The sequence below is a fragment of the Leuconostoc falkenbergense genome (assembly GCF_014634805.1).
Taxonomy (GTDB): domain Bacteria; phylum Bacillota; class Bacilli; order Lactobacillales; family Lactobacillaceae; genus Leuconostoc; species Leuconostoc falkenbergense.
In genome coordinates this window covers 44675-60206 of sequence record NZ_BMBS01000002.1, presented here as the reverse complement: position 1 = coordinate 60206, position 15532 = coordinate 44675, and the positions used below count along the sequence as shown (strand labels likewise).

The window sequence follows — 15532 nt, the reverse complement described above, 5'->3', positions numbered from 1 at the left end:
ACCGTACAAATCAAACGCATTTATTGTTAAAATATGTAGGTAGGAAATAAAAATTATGGATGGTAATTATGTCAAAAGTACTAATTGTTGGTTCTGGTGCACGTGAGCACGCACTTGCGCAGACTTTTTTGCGAAGCCCCCAAGTAGATGAGGTGATTGTTGCACCAGGCAATGATGGCATGTTGAGAAGTGGCATTATTTGTCAAGATATTGCTGTCACTGAATTAACAACATTGCGCGATTTTGCGCGTGACAAAAAAATCGATTTGACATTTGTTGGTAGTGAAGAACCATTGACGTTAGGAATTGTCGATGTTTTTGAGGCGTCCGGCTTGACAATATTTGGACCATCAAAACAGGCGGCGCAACTTGAAGGGTCCAAGTCGTTCACAAAAAATATTTTGAAGAAGTATCACATCCCCACAGCAAACTCACAAACTGTCACATCACGTTCGGCGGCTCAAGCCAGCTTAGAGTTATTTGATTTTCCTGTCGTGTTCAAGTTGGATGGTTTGGCACTGGGAAAAGGTGTCACGATTATCAATAATAGAAACGATGGGGAAACTTATTTAGATAATCTTTATCAACAACGAGTTAATGCGAAACTGGTTATTGAAGAATATTTGGACGGTGTTGAATTTTCGGTTTTCACGCTAGTTGGTCGTAATGGTCAAATGACCCACGCCCCGTTGGCGCAGGATCATAAACGCCGTTTTGATGGTGATAAAGGACCAAATACTGGTGGCATGGGAGCATATAGTCCAGTGACTTGGATTTCAGATGACATTCGACGTCAAACGATCAATATGTTAGTTGAGCCTACTATTAAAGCCATGTTGTCTGAAAAAATACCATTTTCAGGTGTGCTATATACTGGCGTGATGTTAACAGCACAAGGGCCAAAAGTAATTGAATTTAATGTCCGCTTTGGTGATCCAGAGGCACAGGTTGTGTTGCCACAGTATACAGGTGATTTTTATGACCTAATTATGCAATTATTACAAGGCAATCAACCTACTCCAAAATGGCAGGAAGAAGATATCTATCTTGGTGTGGTGCTAGCATCCCCCGGCTATCCTGAAGCACCACAAAATGGCTTAACAGTTCCAGAAATACCTTATCCGGTTAATTATGCTGGTGTGTCATTGCAAAATGGTCAGTTGGTGACCAAGGGAGGTCGTGTTTTAACGGTTGTTCACCATCAAAAAACTGCTGCTGTGGCTCAAAAGCAATTGTATGAGGCGCTTGATAAGATTGACATGGCACTTGTATTTCGACATGATATTGGCTATCAAGCTGTTGAATAATCCAAGCTGACAACGCTTTCAAAAGCAGACTCATCAAATATACCCTTTTGATGGTGGTAAGAAACCTGACAAAAAATCCGACATTACAACTATAATAGTTTACACTAATGTTGTGATACTCCCTGTATTGCTAGCCCAACAAACGACATATGTTTATCCTGATATAGTCTTCGTTTGTTGGGCTTTTTAGTTGCTTTCACATATTTGATGGTATACACTGAGGTTGTCAAAACAGAAATTAGTGTTAACGTTAAAATGCAAGGAGGCAAATGACGATGACAAAAAATAAGTTGATAAGCAATGCTGGTAAGTCATCCGCTAATGTTGTTAAAAAGGCAGTTAATACTGTAGAAGATGCTGTGGAAGAAGCTGCCAAAGATTTCCGGAAAGACAGTAAGAAAGAAATTGACAAATAGTATTAAAAATGTAACTGAAAAATAAGTTGATGTGACAAATGTTTGCAGGCTGATTTTTCAGTTTTTTCTTTAGAAATTCGCTTTAAAGTTGACTTCAGCGCATCAACTGACTGATTTGTTATAATAATTGTCGTAGAGGTGGACTTTAGTTTATAATGAATTTAACGGAAATACTAACCAGCGATCACATTATATTTTAGATGTGTACCACGTTCAAAGAGGATAAATTCATGCCAACAGATATTGAAATTGCACAAGCTGCTAAAATTACACCTATCTCTGAAATTGCTGCCAGCGCGGGATTACAGCCCCAAGAAATCGAACCATACGGTTATGATAAAGCTAAAATTAAGTTAGATCCTGAGGTTAAACGTCCAACCGATTTGGGTAAACTCATTTTGGTTACTTCAATAAATCCAACACCTGCTGGAGAAGGTAAATCAACCGTTACAGTTGGTTTGGCTGATGCACTTAAATTAGCTGGTAAAAATACGATGATTGCGCTTCGTGAACCATCATTAGGCCCAGTTATGGGATTAAAAGGTGGTGCAACGGGTGGCGGCTATGCGCAGGTTGTGCCAATGGCGGATATTAATTTGCACTTTACTGGTGATTTCCATGCGCTTACTTCGGCACATGATACTTTGTCGGCAGTGATAGATAACAGTTTACATCAGGGCAATCCACTTAACATTGATCCGCGTCGCATTTTATGGAAGCGTGTTGTGGATATTAATGATCGCGCTTTACGTCATGTGACTATTGGTTTAGGGGGGCCGACTTCTGGTGTGCCTCGTGAAGATGGTTTTGATATTACTGTTGCATCTGAATTAATGGCTATTTTGACGCTATCAACTGATCTAATGGACCTAAAGGCTCGCATTAATCGTATTGTCGTTGGCTATACTTACGACAAAGAACCAGTTACTGTTGCTGATTTAGGTGTAGCCGGTGCGTTAACAGTATTGCTAAAAGATGCAATTAAACCTAATTTGGTACAAACACTGGCTCATACACCGGCAATCATTCATGGTGGTCCATTTGCAAACATTGCGCAAGGGACAAACTCAATTTTGGCAACAAAAACAGCACTACAATTGGCTGATTACGTGGTTACAGAGGCCGGATTCGGAGCTGATTTGGGTGGTGAAAAATTCCTCGATGTTAAAGTCCCATTGCTAGGAAAAACACCGGATGCAATTGTTATTGTAGCGACCATTCGCGCACTGAAACATCATGGTGGTGTGGCACTGGGCGACTTAAACAATGAAAATATTGAGGCTTTGTCTGCTGGATTAGAAAACTTAGGACAGCATTTAACGGCGATGAATCGTTATGGTGTACCGGTTGTCGTTGCAATTAATCGTTTCACCGCGGATACAGCTCAAGAACTAGCAGTCATAAAAGACTACGTTGCACAATTTGGCGCGACCGCTTACACGACAGAGGTTTGGGCCAAGGGTGGCGAAGGTGCAACAGACTTGGCACAAGCCGTTATTGAAAAAGTAGCACAAGAATCTGATTTTACACCACTTTATCAACCTAACGATGCTGCAACTGATAAACTTAATGCCATTGTGCAAACGATTTATGGTGGCAAAACTATTGTATTATCTGGCAAAGCTCAAAAGCAACTAAAAGAATTTGAAACTCGTGGCTGGGATAAGCTACCAATTATTATGGCTAAAACGCAATATTCTCTGTCTGATGATGCTAAAAAGTTAGGAGCACCAAAAGACTTTGCTATTCATATTCGTGAATTTGTCCCTAAGTTGGGCGCTGGTTTCTTAGTTGCATTGACTGGTAATATTATGACAATGCCCGGTTTGCCAAAACATCCTGCAGCATTAGACATTGATATTGACGAAAAGGGTCAAATTACTGGCTTGTTCTAATTCGTACAGCATGATATAATCATTTTAAATATTGAAAAGAGGTCGATCCAGTGCGTAACTAAACTATTCATTCAAATTTCACAAACGGAATTGGAAAGAGTAGGATAAGTGCGCCAAAATCGACAATAAGTCGTTATTTTTGCGATGTTTACGAAACCAATTCTGTGAAAAATCAGAGGAGGTTTTTTTATGCATGCAATCACATTAAATAAAGTCAATTACAGTATTGACGGACGCGACATTTTAACACAAGTTACTCAGCAAATAAAAATTGGTGAGCGTATTGGCGTTATTGGCGCTAATGGTGTTGGCAAAACGACATTGGCGCACTTAATGATTGGTGATTTATCACCTGACAGTGGTGAGATTTCTATAAATGGCCGTGTTATTTATGTGCCGCAATTGGTCGTCGACGATAGTGATCGTAGTGGTGGTGAAAAAATGATGCAACGTATCAATGAGTCACTGAACAATCAACCTGATATTTTGGTGTTAGATGAACCAACTGCTAATTTAGATATGACACATCAGAATTGGTTAATCAAACGGCTGTCACATTTTTATGGTACATTGATTGTGATTTAACACGACAGTTATTTTCTTAATCATATCATCCAAAAAATATGGGCGCTGCATGAACAACAAGTTACTGCTTATAATGGCAATTATCACGACTATCTAGCGCAACGTAATCTTGCCAACGAAACTCAGAATCATCTGTATCATGATGCGGTCAATAAGAAAAAGCAACTGCAACGGGCAATGACGAAAGTGAAGGTGAGAGAAGGGCGAGCAACAAAACGACCAAAGAATATTAGTCCATCTGATGCACGTTTGATCAGTGGAAAAGGTAACGCATTAAAAACACAGAAAAAATTAGGCCAAAATGCCAAAACGATGGCGCGTCGCTTTTCAGAATTAGAAAAAGTTGATAAACCGCTTGTCACAAAGCCTTTAAAACTTCAAACGGTTGCAGGTCAAAACTATAAAACACGGACTATTTTAAAAATAACAGGGGAAACAGTTAAAGCCGGCAATCATTTACTGTTACAAGACGTGAATTTTAATCTGGAAACAGGGGAGCGACTGGCTGTTTTAGGTGATAATGGCAGTGGTAAAACCACCTTGATTAAGCAAATCATCAAAAATTATGATAAGCTGGTTGGCTATTTTTCACAAAATTTGTCTGGTTTGGACGAAGAAAAGACAGTCCTAGAAAACGTATTATTGAAATCTTCTCAACTGCCACAATTGGCCAGAGATTTTCTTGGTGCTTTTGGCATTAAAAGAGATATGGCTTTTCAAAAAGTTAGTTCACTAAGTGGCGGTGAAAAAGTAAAAGTATTACTGCTACAAGTTTTATTTACCGATACGCAGTTACTTATTTTAGATGAACCCACTAATTATTTAGATTTACTAGCCTTAGATGCGCTGACAAATTTTTTAACGCATTATGCTGGCGCTGTTTTGATTGTATCTCATTATAAGGACTTTATTGACGCGGTTGCTACGAAAAAAATGAGGATTCAATTTCAGCATTTACTGCCTGTTTGAAATTCTTGTAACTGCGTCGTGGCGGTGCTAAACTAGAATATATTAAAATAAATTGTTGATATAGTGTCGGATATTGGCCGACAGTTTCTACCCAACACCAACATGTTGGACTATCATAAATTGTGTGGTGCTAATCCATTCATCGTTTGTGATGGGTGGATTTTTCTATGTCACAGGGAGATACACATATGCAAAAGTTTTTTCATCTTAAGGAAAATGGTACCAGTGTACGACGGGAGATTGTCGCAGGTATAACGACCTTTGTTTCCATGGCTTACATCTTTTTCTTGAATCCACAGATTCTTGGTCAAGCAGGTATCCCACAGCAAGCTGTTTTCTTGGCTGCGATTTTAGTGGCGGTATTTGGCACCCTGTTTATGGGATTGTTTGCTAACGTACCCTTTGCTTTAGCACCAGGTATCGGAATGCAAGCGTACTTTACCTATACGATTGTGTTTGGCTTTGGCTTTAATTGGCAGCAAGCCTTAGCAATCGTGTTCTTGGTCGGTGTGGTTGATATCGTCATTACTTTAACACATGGTCGACGCGCTATTGTGAAAGGCATTCCTAGCGAATTGAAGGCTGCCATAGGTGGTGGTATTGGTATGTTTGTCACTTATATTGGATTAAAAAACGCTGGTTTTATCAACTTTATCGTTGATCCAGGCAATATTTTGACGCTAAATGACAAACCATTTACTGGCAAGGCCACAGGTACGATTAATTCTATTTTAGCGAGTGGTGGCGTGACACCTGAACTGTCAAAGTTCAATTCTGCGTCTGTACTATTGGCACTAATTGGGTTTGTTCTATTAGTAATATTAGTAATGCGTAAAGTGCCTGGTGCATTTTTGATCACATTAATTGCGACAACGGTCATCGGTATTCCAATGGGCGTTACTAATACTCATATTTCAGCCGGTACATCGGTTGGATCAGCATTTGGCGCCTTGGGACATGTTTTTGGGCAAGCATTAGGTGCAAATGGTTTAGGATCATTGTTCACTGATTGGCACCATGCTTCATTAGCAATTATTACGATTTTTGCAATGGGACTTACCGGTCTCTTTGATGCGATTGGCACTTTGATTGGTATTGGTGACCAAACTGGTATTTTCTCAAAAGCAGATACAAAGGCATTCGAAGAAGATAAAGGGTTTAATTCTAAAATGGATCGCGCGTTGGTTGTTGACACCTTTACAACAGCATTTGCTGGTATCGCGGGTACTAGTAACACGACAACGTTTATTGAATCGGCAGCTGGTGTTGCTGCTGGTGCCCGTACTGGTTTGGCAAACATTGTCACAGCAGCTGGCTTTGCTTTGATGATTATTTTTGCCCCATTTGTTGGCGTTATACCAACTGCGGCAACATCATCATTACTGATTCTGGTAGGTATCATGATGATGGGAGAATTTACTAAAATCTCTTGGGAAAACCTAGAAGTAGCATTGCCAGCTTTCTTCACGTCAGTGTTTATGGCATTTTCTTATTCCATTTCGTACGGTATTGCCGCTGGTTTCTTATTTTTCATTATAGTGAAATTAACATTAGGTAAATTCAAAGAAATTTCACCGGTATTGATTATCGTGTCACTATTTTTCTTGATAAATTTTGTTGTCCTAGCATTTATTTAAAAAAATAATTGAAAACTATGAAAGTTGTCCGTGGGGGCAACTTTTTTGATACAATAAAGATATGAAAACAGGAAAAGTAAAAATTTGGCAAAAAGAACGTGGCTACGGTTATATCACACCTGATGATGGTGGGGATGATATTTTTGTCCACTTTAATGGCATTGAAATGGATGGCTTTAAGTCATTAATTCAAGGTGAAAGGGTCGAGTATGTCTTGGTGCAAGGTCATCAAAACTATCAAGCTGCCCGTGTGCAACCTATTAAGACAAAAGCTGGAGAAGTTTAATGGCTGAAAAAGAGATCGTGACTGACACTAAAACTGTCTATGAAGGACCTATTTTTAGTGTTGAGACACAAAGTGTACAGCTCTACAATAATCAGACATCACAGCGTGATATTGTGAGACACGTGCCAGCCATTTCAGTTTTAGCGATGGTGGATGATGATCATATTATTTTGGAAAAGCAATGGCGTGCCACAATTGGTGATTTTATTCTTGAAATTCCGGCAGGCAAGTTGGATGAAAGAGATTTCGACGCCCCACATCATGCGGTCGTTCGTGAATTAAACGAAGAGTTACGAATGTCCGCTGGAACGATTGAAAAGGCCTTCGGTTTTGTAGAAACGGTCGGTTTCTCTGATGCTTATATGCATCTCTATGTTGCTAAAGATTTGCAACCAATATTAAAATCAGATCAATTGCCTCGTGATTTAGGGGAAACAATGGATTTAATAACAATTTCGTTTGATGACTTAAAAGAGATGTTTGAGGCTGGAAAATTAAACGATCAAAAGACAGTAACGGCGTTTTTGTATTGGGCCTATCTTAGAGGTTAATGAATGGATAACGAAACAAGAAAAGCTGCGAAAAAGGCACAAAAGCAACGTGATAAACAACGGGTGAAAGCAGAAAAAGAATATGCTAAAGCGCATCCAATGAAAGTAGAAGTTGTCACACCAGAAACACGTCAAGAGATGCGGTTAACCCGCAAAGGTCGCTATGAGTTGGGTTCAGACGGGAAACTGACACCAATCGGTAAATCTAAACGATTAACTCATCGCTACAATTTGGCCATTATTTTTTTGGCAGTATTAATTATTGCGACATATGCGTATTTCTTTTTAGTAAATTAGACTTGGAGCGTAAATTATTATGAAAATCGGTATTATTACACCAATGGCGGAAGAAAAGTTGTCATTGATTGCTGCACTAGATAACACAAAGACAAAGCAGCATGGTGGTACTTCAATTACCACAGGCACTTATAAGGGTCATGAAGTGATTTTAACAGAATCCGGTATTGGAAAAGTCGCAGCAGCATCAGCGGCGACAGTAATGATTGACAATTTTGAACCAGATTTAATTGTAAATACTGGTTCGGCTGGCGCCCTTGACCCTGACTTGAAAATTGGTGATGAGGTTGTCGGTACTCGAGTTGCCCATTCTGACGTTGACGTTACTGTATTTGGCTATGCATTTGGGCAGGTACCTAACAAACCTTTGTATTATTTGGCCGATCCTGAAGTTGTCGCTGATTTTGAAAAATTGGCTGCCGTTAAAGAAGGACTCATTGTTTCCGGCGATCAATTTGTACAAGACGATGCCAAGAAGCGTATTTTAGCTCATTTTCCAGACGCTCTAGTTGCTGAAATGGAAGCCGCAGCAGTAGCGCAAGTTGCCACCCAATTTGGGACGCCATTTATTGTATTACGCGGTGTTTCCGACTTAGCGAATGGTGATTCGGGCGTTGTGTTTGATGACTATGTTGTTGAAGCAGGGAGAGCTTCAGCTAAGCTATTGTTACGGTATTTGGATCAAAAAAAATAAGCCGTTAGGCTTTTTTTTGTGTTTCGGTTTCCTGTTGATAGGGCACGGTGTCAGCTTTACTACTATAACGATTACCAATAAACATGATGGTTGAACCTATCACGATAATGACAACGCCAATTATTGTATTGAGTTTGATGCTTTCGTGGAGAATAATCAGTGCCAAGATTGGTGCAAGGGCTGGTTTAATAAAAAAGACAAGCGAGGCAGTTGAGACATCTGAAGCCTCCATTGCTAGTGAATAGAGTACATAACCGGCTGCTGTAACACCCAAGAATATGTATGCCAATAAAATGATATTGTGGATAGTAATGCCCTGAAAGAAAGGAATATTCGAAAAATCGTGCATGACAGGATTATGTGTAAACAAATTAGCCACACTCTGAATATGAGATAAAATCATAATCACCATCAGCTCCAAGGCACCAGCAATAAACGAAAATGTGTTCATTGTTAAGCCGTCATAGCCACGCTTCATGCCAACTTGTCGCTGCATAATCGCGAATAATCCAAAAGTTAGTGCCGCAATCAGCGCAAGTGAAATGCCAAGTGGATTCGTTAAGTGGGCTGGATTGACAATAACGAGTAACCCAATAACTGATACAATGACGGCAATCAAATTAGAACGTGTCAGCGTCTCATGAAGAATGATATAACCAAAAATGAGGGCAAAAATGGGATTCGAACTGAATAGGACCGCCACCGTTGAAGCAGCATCGACTTCAACTGCAATTTGAAAGAATGTCATACTGATAACAACACCTATAAAACCAGTTAAAAGAAAAGTACCAATATCTTGTTTTTGAAAGGTGACATGACGCTGTTTCATGTTATGAACAGCTAAAGGGACTAAAGCCAAGCCACCAATTAAAAAGCGCAGGAAATTTAATTGCACGCCATTGAATTGACTACCGGCTAATTTTAATGAAATTTCCATCGAACTGAAGAGAAATGTTGAAATGAGAACGTAGATATAAGCTTTTTTCAAGATGATTACTCCATTGTTTTTTCAGTGTACTACTCTGTTTTACTCTTTTCACAAGCGTTCGTCAAATATTGACTTTATTGGGATTAAAAAGTAATGTAAAATAGATAATGTACTGATAAAACAAAGGAATTGAACCATGATAACAACATATAACCCAGAACATCTCGGAGATGTTTTAATGATTATTTTGGCGCCAAATGCTAACCAGCAAGTTGTGACAACCAATAAGAATGTTACACGAGTGAGTGATTTATCTTCGGATAAAACAACAGGCTATAACATCTTTGGTATTGGCGAAAAATTACAGATTAAGCACAAATCTGGTCAGCTAACATTGACACAAGAACAAATTGATGTCATTAATCAAGAATTAAAACAAGCAGGATTTTCTGACAAATTGACAGTTGAACCAACGAAATTAGTCATTGGCTATGTCGAAACGGTTGCCACACATCCAGACTCTGATCACTTACATGTCACCAAAACGCGCGTGGCTAATGATAAAACTTTACAAATTGTTTCGGGATCGCCTAACATTAAAGAAAATATCAAGGTGGCAGTTGCGCAACCAGGCACAATGATGCCGAGTGGGGCTTTGATTTGGGATGGCGAATTACGCGGTGTACCTTCAGCTGGAATGATTGTGTCTGGCAGAGAATTGCATTTGCCAGGCGCTCCTGATAAGCCAGGCGCACTGATTTTACCAGACGATTTTGGTGAGGTTGGTGACAGCTTTAATTTTGAAAAGGCTGCTAATTTGTATCATGATAATCTCGTGGATCTAAACTACTAATGAGCGATAATTTGAAGAATGCTCCACGAGTATATCGCACGTTAAATGACGAAACAGCACAGTATCGTCGCTTAATTTTTGAACTGCGAAAAGGTGAGTTGCAATATTTTACATTTGTAACAGAAGGTGAAAATAATGAGTAAACAATATTATTTTATTGGTATTAAAGGCACAGGAATGGGACCCTTAGCGCAAATTTTGCATGATCAGGGCAATGAAGTTTTGGGATCTGATATTGATACTTATACGTACACACAAGCACCTTTAGAAGCAGCGGGTATCAAAATTTTACCCTTTGAAGCTAAAAATGTTGATGAATATCAGTCAGCCGTTTTTGTACGAGGAAACGCTTTTGAAGATACGCATGTTGAGGTAGCACGCGCACTTGAACTAGGTGTCAAGATGATTTCGTATCCTGAAGCAGTGCAAGAGCAAATTGCTCAAACAACCTCAATTGCTGTCGCTGGCGCGCATGGTAAAACATCAACTACTGGATTATTGGCTCATGTACTCAAAAACATCGCGCCAACCTCGTATTTGATTGGAGATGGAACCGGACGTGGTGTACCAAACTCGCAATTTTTTGTTGTGGAAGCCGATGAATATCGTCGCCATTTTAAGGATTATCGTCCAGATTACGCAATCTTGACTAATATTGATTTTGATCACCCTGATTATTACACGGGTATTGAGGATGTGACAAATGCGTTTGCTGATTTTGCCAACAATGTCAAAAAAGGTATTTTTGCATGGGGTGATGATGAGCATCTGCGTTCATTAAAACCTAATGCTGACGTTTACTATTATGGTGTTAACCCTGATAAAGATGATTTTGTTGCCACCAATATTCGTAAATCAACCTTAGGTTCTCATTTTGAAGTGGTATTTCGCGGTAAAAGTCTTGGTGATTTTGCCGTACCTCTGTTCGGTCAACATGGTATTTTAAATGCTTTGGCTGTCATTGGTGTTAGTTATATGGAACAAGTTGATCTTGATTTGATACGTCAGTATTTACTCACATATCAAGGTGTTAAACGGCGCTTCAGTGAAAAACAAATCGGTGATATCACGGTAATTGATGATTACGCACATCATCCAACAGAAATCACCGCGACTTTAGATGCTGCTCGACAAAAATACCCTAATAAGCCAATTATTGCTATTTTTCAACCACACACATTTTCTCGTGTCATTGCCTATAAGGACGAATTTGCTGAAAGCCTAGAAGCAGCTGATAAAGTTTATTTGGCCAATATTTTTGGCTCAGCGCGAGAACAATCAGGTACGATTTCTTCAGAGGACTTAGGTGCAGAAATTTCCAAGTTTGGTGGCATCGTTCAGGAAGATAATATGCGTTTGCTGATGCCTTATGATAATGCGGTCATGGTGTTTATGGGGGCTGGTGACATCGAAAAATATGAATTTGCTTACGAAAAATTACTTGGGCAACTTCATACTGATTTGACTTAATGTCTATTTAATGACCTTTCTGATATAATAGATATAACTGAAATACAACGGTGTTGTATTTGCTAATTGGAGGAGGTAAGCATTAATGGATAATTTTAATATGAATGCACGTCGCGATGTGACGGGTATCGATGATGGGCTAAGAGCATTTTTTAGACAAACATATAGTTTCATGGGTATTGCTATCATTGTGACTGCGATTACAGGGTTTATTGTTCAGAATTTTTTCTTGACTCAAGTTTATAGTCTTATTGCTGGTAACATTATCGGTACGTTAGCACTGTTCGGGGTACAAATTTTAATCATGACAATGATTGGACGTGCAACGTTCAAAAATCCTGCTAAAGCTTTTGGATTGCTCATGGCGTTTGCCGTGATTGAAGGCTTAACGCTCGGATTGTTGTTAGCAGTCTACACTGGCGCATCAGTCTTAATGGCATTTGTTTCAGCTGCTGGTGTTTTTGGCGGTATGGCTGTATATGGTATGGTGACAAAGCGTGATTTGACTGGCTTAGGATCAATTTTGTTTGGTTTGTTGATTGGCTTGGTCATTGCTTCCGTTGTTAACATGTTCTTTTATAGTGGTATGGTATCATTGCTGATTTCTTGGGCAAGTGTCTTTGTCTTCTCATTGTATACAGCTTATGACAACCAAAGCCTTAAGGTTATGTACGCTCAATATGCTGGGCAAGCTGATACAACAGGCTTGGCAGTTAACGGTGCGCTACGTCTCTACTTAGACTTTGTGAACTTGTTCTTCGCTTTGTTGCGTATCTTTGGTGTTGCAGCCGGTGGATCTCGTGACTAATTTATTTAAAATAAAAATCAGCCCGTTAGGGCTTTTTTATTTGGGAAATTATTACATGGTATAATAATTGGGATAGGTATTATCTCACTACATTGTTTTTGAAGATATCATTACAATGAAAAACAGAATGGATAGCAAATGACCAATAAAAAACTCTTATTAATTGATGGCAATTCACTGGCTTTTCGAGCCTTTTATGCGATGTATAATCAACTAGACCGTATGATTTCACATGATGGCCTACATACTAATGCACTAGTTGCGTTTAACAATTTCTTGGATCAAATAGTTGATCCGATGCAACCTGATTTGGCAGTAGTGGCTTGGGATGCTGGTTCTGGTAAAACGACGTTTCGTGGTGAACTATTATCAAGTTATAAAGATGGGCGTTCTAAAACACCATCTGAATTTTTAGAACAATTTCCTTATTTGCGTGAAATGGTCGCGCTCCATGGGCTGCGCAATTATCAACAAGAAGGGCTTGAGGCAGACGACATTATTGGGACATATTCGCGTTTAGGCGAGGCGGCTGGATACTCAGTGACCATTGTGACTGGTGACCAAGATTTAATACAACTTGCGACTGATAACATTACTGTAAATGTCACCAAAAAAGGTGTGACCGAAATTGAACGCTATACGCCGGATTACATACTAGAAAAATTCAATTTGACGCCGGCCCAAATTATTGAAAAAAAAGCTTTGACTGGTGATACTTCTGATAATTATCCCGGTGTAACAAAAGTCGGTGAGAAAACGGCGCTTAAGTTACTAGCAGAGTACCATGACTTGGATAATCTGTATGCCTATATTGATGGCATGAAGCCGTCTAAAATGAAAGAAAATCTGATAAATGATCGCGATCAAGCTTTTCGAGCACGTCAACTAGCGACGATTTTAACAGCGGCTGATCTTGAATTACCATTGGAAGAGATTGAATATCGCGGTGTTGATTATGATGCTCTCATTCCTTTTTATGAGAAATTAGATTTTAAGCAACAATTAGCTAAAATTAAAGCACTAAAACGTTCGGGGCAAATTGCCGGAGACGATACGGTTGGTGAGAAGAGTGTACAAGTTGTTGAATTAAAAGACAGTAATTTATGCGCTTTGAGTATGTTAGGGGACAAAGTTGCGCTCCATATTGAATATGTCGGCGAAGATTATCATGCTGGCGAGATGATTGGCTTTGTGATTGGAAATGCTGCTGTCGGGTATTATGGTAGCCGAGATGTGTCATTATTACAGCAGTCCGAACTCAAAACGTTGGTTGAAAACGATAAAATTCAAAAAAATGTTTTCAATGTCAAGGCGCAATTAGTCTTATTTAAGCGTTTAGGCTTGAAATTAACTGGTGTTAATTTTGACTTTTTGCTCGCGGCATATTTACTGGATACTGTTGATAATGACAATGTGTTTGCGACATTAGCGCAACGATTTGACATTTATCTCACTCCTGATGAAGAAGTCTATGGCAAGGGCGCTAAATTTAAGATACCTTCAGATAGTGGTCGAGTTTTGATGCATATTGCTAACAAAGCAAATGCGTTGATGGCATTAGAAGAGCCAACTTTTTCAGCATTAAATGAACATCAACAGACTCATTTATATACGGACATTGAGTTACCATTAGCACATGTATTAGCTAATATGGAGTTTCAAGGAATTAAAGTTAACCCAGAATATTTACAAGAAAGAGGACGTGATTTAGCGCAACGTATTGAAGATATTCAGTCAGCTATCTATATTGAGGCGGGAGAAAAAATCAATTTAAACTCACCTAAACAGCTCGGTGTGCTGTTATTTGAAAAAATGGGATTGCCAGTTATCAAAAAAACGAAAACAGGTTATTCTACGGCAATTGATGTTCTTGAAAAGTTGGCCCCACAAGCACCGATTGTGGATCACATATTGCAGTATCGTCAGCTGGCTAAACTTAAATCTACTTACATTGATGGTTTACTGTCAGTCATTTATCCAGAAGATAGTAAAATCCACACCCGATTCTTGCAAACGCTCACTCAAACAGGAAGATTATCATCTGTTGACCCCAATCTTCAAAATATTCCAATGCGCTCAGAAGAAGGACGTTTAATTCGCACGGCGTTTATTCCAAGTGAACCAAATTGGCAAATTTTTGGTGCCGACTATTCTCAAATTGAGCTTCGTGTGTTGGCACATGTGACAGGGGATGCTAATATGCAAAAAGCATTTTTGAATGGCGAAGATATTCATGCGGAAACTGCACGAGCTGTATTTGGTTTGCCAAATGATGCCGTCGTTGATCCACTTATGAGACGAACTGCTAAAGCAGTTAATTTTGGAATCGTTTATGGTATATCTGACTTCGGTCTGGCTAATAATTTGGGCATTTCTCGAGCTGAAGCCAAGCGATTTATTGATACTTATTTTCAAGAGTTTCCTCAAATACATGATTGGATGAATCAAATCAAACAATTTGCGCACGATCATGGCTATGTCGAAACAATTGCTCATCGTCGTCGTTACTTGCCAGATATTAATGCGAAAAACTTTAATTTGCGTTCTTTTGCCGAGCGGACTGCCATGAATTCACCGATTCAAGGATCAGCTGCTGATATCATCAAAATCGCTATGATTAAAGTTAATGATGCATTAAAAGCGCATCACTTCCAAGCACGCATGCTATTACAGGTACACGATGAATTAATTTTTGAAGCCCCATCTAGTGAAATTGATGCATTATCAGAAATCATTACCAGTGTGATGGATTCAGCAGTGTCATTAGATGTACCTTTGAAAGTGGAAAGTCATTCTGGCGCCACATGGTATGATGCTAAGTAACAGAAAAGTATAG

Annotated in this window: 16 protein-coding genes and 1 riboswitch; of the genes, 15 read left to right on the top strand and 1 reads right to left on the bottom strand. The window is 39.2% G+C overall.

Annotation, left to right across the window (positions count from 1 at the left end):
• Window positions 1-68: 68 nt before the first annotated feature.
• The 10 genes from purD (at window position 69) to IEU71_RS00960 (ending at window position 8637) form a co-directional block, all read left to right on the top strand.
• Window positions 69-1307: a phosphoribosylamine--glycine ligase gene (gene purD, locus IEU71_RS01010; RefSeq protein WP_036067297.1), complete on the top strand. Its 1239-nt coding sequence runs from the start codon at window positions 69-71 to the stop codon at window positions 1305-1307.
• A gap of 275 nt (window positions 1308-1582) precedes the next feature.
• Window positions 1583-1723 carry a hypothetical protein gene (locus IEU71_RS01005; protein WP_004916016.1) on the top strand — a complete coding sequence of 47 codons (141 nt, stop codon included), beginning with the start codon at window positions 1583-1585 and terminating at the stop codon, window positions 1721-1723.
• Between the two features lie 230 nt (window positions 1724-1953).
• A complete protein-coding gene (locus IEU71_RS01000) occupies window positions 1954-3618 on the top strand; it encodes a formate--tetrahydrofolate ligase (protein ID WP_004916014.1) in 1665 nt (554 codons plus the stop codon).
• Between the two features lie 189 nt (window positions 3619-3807).
• Entirely contained in the window at window positions 3808-4203 is a 396-nt protein-coding gene (locus tag IEU71_RS00995) for an ATP-binding cassette domain-containing protein (protein WP_004916013.1), read from the top strand.
• A 24-nt stretch (window positions 4204-4227) separates the two neighbouring features.
• The gene (locus IEU71_RS00985; RefSeq protein WP_143471446.1) at window positions 4228-5172 is read left to right on the top strand and encodes an ATP-binding cassette domain-containing protein; all 945 of its coding nucleotides are present in this window, start codon (window positions 4228-4230) and stop codon (window positions 5170-5172) included.
• Window positions 5173-5208: 36 nt separating this feature from the next.
• Window positions 5209-5305: riboswitch (purine riboswitch) on the top strand.
• Between the two features lie 55 nt (window positions 5306-5360).
• Window positions 5361-6809, top strand: a complete 1449-nt coding sequence (locus IEU71_RS00980) for an NCS2 family permease (RefSeq protein WP_004916008.1) — start codon at window positions 5361-5363, stop codon at window positions 6807-6809.
• A gap of 61 nt (window positions 6810-6870) precedes the next feature.
• On the top strand, window positions 6871-7095 hold the full coding sequence (locus tag IEU71_RS00975; protein WP_004916006.1) for a cold-shock protein: 225 nt from the start codon (window positions 6871-6873) through the stop codon (window positions 7093-7095).
• The gene (locus IEU71_RS00970) at window positions 7095-7646 is read left to right on the top strand and encodes an NUDIX hydrolase (RefSeq protein ID WP_004916005.1); all 552 of its coding nucleotides are present in this window, start codon (window positions 7095-7097) and stop codon (window positions 7644-7646) included. The genes IEU71_RS00975 and IEU71_RS00970 overlap by 1 nt, the downstream gene beginning before the upstream one ends.
• A gap of 3 nt (window positions 7647-7649) precedes the next feature.
• Window positions 7650-7943, top strand: coding sequence for a membrane protein (locus IEU71_RS00965; protein WP_004916002.1), 294 nt, complete (start codon window positions 7650-7652; stop codon window positions 7941-7943).
• 19 nt (window positions 7944-7962) lie between these two features.
• Window positions 7963-8637, top strand: a complete 675-nt coding sequence (locus IEU71_RS00960; RefSeq protein ID WP_036067615.1) for a 5'-methylthioadenosine/adenosylhomocysteine nucleosidase — start codon at window positions 7963-7965, stop codon at window positions 8635-8637.
• A 4-nt stretch (window positions 8638-8641) separates the two neighbouring features.
• Here the strand turns inward: IEU71_RS00960 and IEU71_RS00955 are convergent, their stop codons facing one another.
• Window positions 8642-9625 (bottom strand): DMT family transporter, encoded by a 984-nt coding sequence (locus tag IEU71_RS00955; RefSeq protein WP_036067618.1) that lies wholly within the window; start codon window positions 9623-9625, stop codon window positions 8642-8644.
• Window positions 9626-9761: 136 nt separating this feature from the next.
• On the opposite strand from IEU71_RS00955, the gene ytpR reads away from it, so the two are divergent.
• From ytpR to polA, 5 genes are all read left to right on the top strand, one after another.
• Window positions 9762-10418 (top strand): YtpR family tRNA-binding protein, encoded by a 657-nt coding sequence (gene ytpR, locus IEU71_RS00950; protein WP_004915995.1) that lies wholly within the window; start codon window positions 9762-9764, stop codon window positions 10416-10418.
• Window positions 10418-10561 (top strand): hypothetical protein, encoded by a 144-nt coding sequence (locus IEU71_RS00945; protein ID WP_004915993.1) that lies wholly within the window; start codon window positions 10418-10420, stop codon window positions 10559-10561. The genes ytpR and IEU71_RS00945 overlap by 1 nt, the downstream gene beginning before the upstream one ends.
• On the top strand, window positions 10554-11888 hold the full coding sequence (gene murC / locus IEU71_RS00940) for a UDP-N-acetylmuramate--L-alanine ligase (RefSeq protein ID WP_004915991.1): 1335 nt from the start codon (window positions 10554-10556) through the stop codon (window positions 11886-11888). Before IEU71_RS00945 ends, murC begins: the two co-directional genes overlap by 8 nt.
• A gap of 85 nt (window positions 11889-11973) precedes the next feature.
• A complete protein-coding gene (locus IEU71_RS00935; RefSeq protein WP_004915990.1) occupies window positions 11974-12696 on the top strand; it encodes a Bax inhibitor-1/YccA family protein in 723 nt (240 codons plus the stop codon).
• Window positions 12697-12834: 138 nt separating this feature from the next.
• Window positions 12835-15519 (top strand): DNA polymerase I, encoded by a 2685-nt coding sequence (gene polA / locus IEU71_RS00930; protein ID WP_004915988.1) that lies wholly within the window; start codon window positions 12835-12837, stop codon window positions 15517-15519.
• Window positions 15520-15532: the final 13 nt, after the last annotated feature.

Bases quoted from the DNA above. Each gene is read 5' to 3' on its own strand.
- polA (WP_004915988.1), top strand. From the start codon at position 12,835: ATGACCAATAAAAAACTCTTATTAATTGATGGCAATTCACTGGCTTTT.
- IEU71_RS00975 (WP_004916006.1), top strand. From the start codon at position 6,871: ATGAAAACAGGAAAAGTAAAAATTTGGCAAAAAGAACGTGGCTACGGT.
- IEU71_RS00980 (WP_004916008.1), top strand. From the start codon at position 5,361: ATGCAAAAGTTTTTTCATCTTAAGGAAAATGGTACCAGTGTACGACGG.
- IEU71_RS01000 (WP_004916014.1), top strand. From the start codon at position 1,954: ATGCCAACAGATATTGAAATTGCACAAGCTGCTAAAATTACACCTATC.
- murC (WP_004915991.1), top strand. From the start codon at position 10,554: ATGAGTAAACAATATTATTTTATTGGTATTAAAGGCACAGGAATGGGA.
- IEU71_RS01005 (WP_004916016.1), top strand. From the start codon at position 1,583: ATGACAAAAAATAAGTTGATAAGCAATGCTGGTAAGTCATCCGCTAAT.
- IEU71_RS00935 (WP_004915990.1), top strand. From the start codon at position 11,974: ATGGATAATTTTAATATGAATGCACGTCGCGATGTGACGGGTATCGAT.
- IEU71_RS00965 (WP_004916002.1), top strand. From the start codon at position 7,650: ATGGATAACGAAACAAGAAAAGCTGCGAAAAAGGCACAAAAGCAACGT.
- IEU71_RS00945 (WP_004915993.1), top strand. From the start codon at position 10,418: ATGAGCGATAATTTGAAGAATGCTCCACGAGTATATCGCACGTTAAAT.
- ytpR (WP_004915995.1), top strand. From the start codon at position 9,762: ATGATAACAACATATAACCCAGAACATCTCGGAGATGTTTTAATGATT.
- IEU71_RS00960 (WP_036067615.1), top strand. From the start codon at position 7,963: ATGAAAATCGGTATTATTACACCAATGGCGGAAGAAAAGTTGTCATTG.
- IEU71_RS00970 (WP_004916005.1), top strand. From the start codon at position 7,095: ATGGCTGAAAAAGAGATCGTGACTGACACTAAAACTGTCTATGAAGGA.
- IEU71_RS00995 (WP_004916013.1), top strand. From the start codon at position 3,808: ATGCATGCAATCACATTAAATAAAGTCAATTACAGTATTGACGGACGC.
- purD (WP_036067297.1), top strand. From the start codon at position 69: ATGTCAAAAGTACTAATTGTTGGTTCTGGTGCACGTGAGCACGCACTT.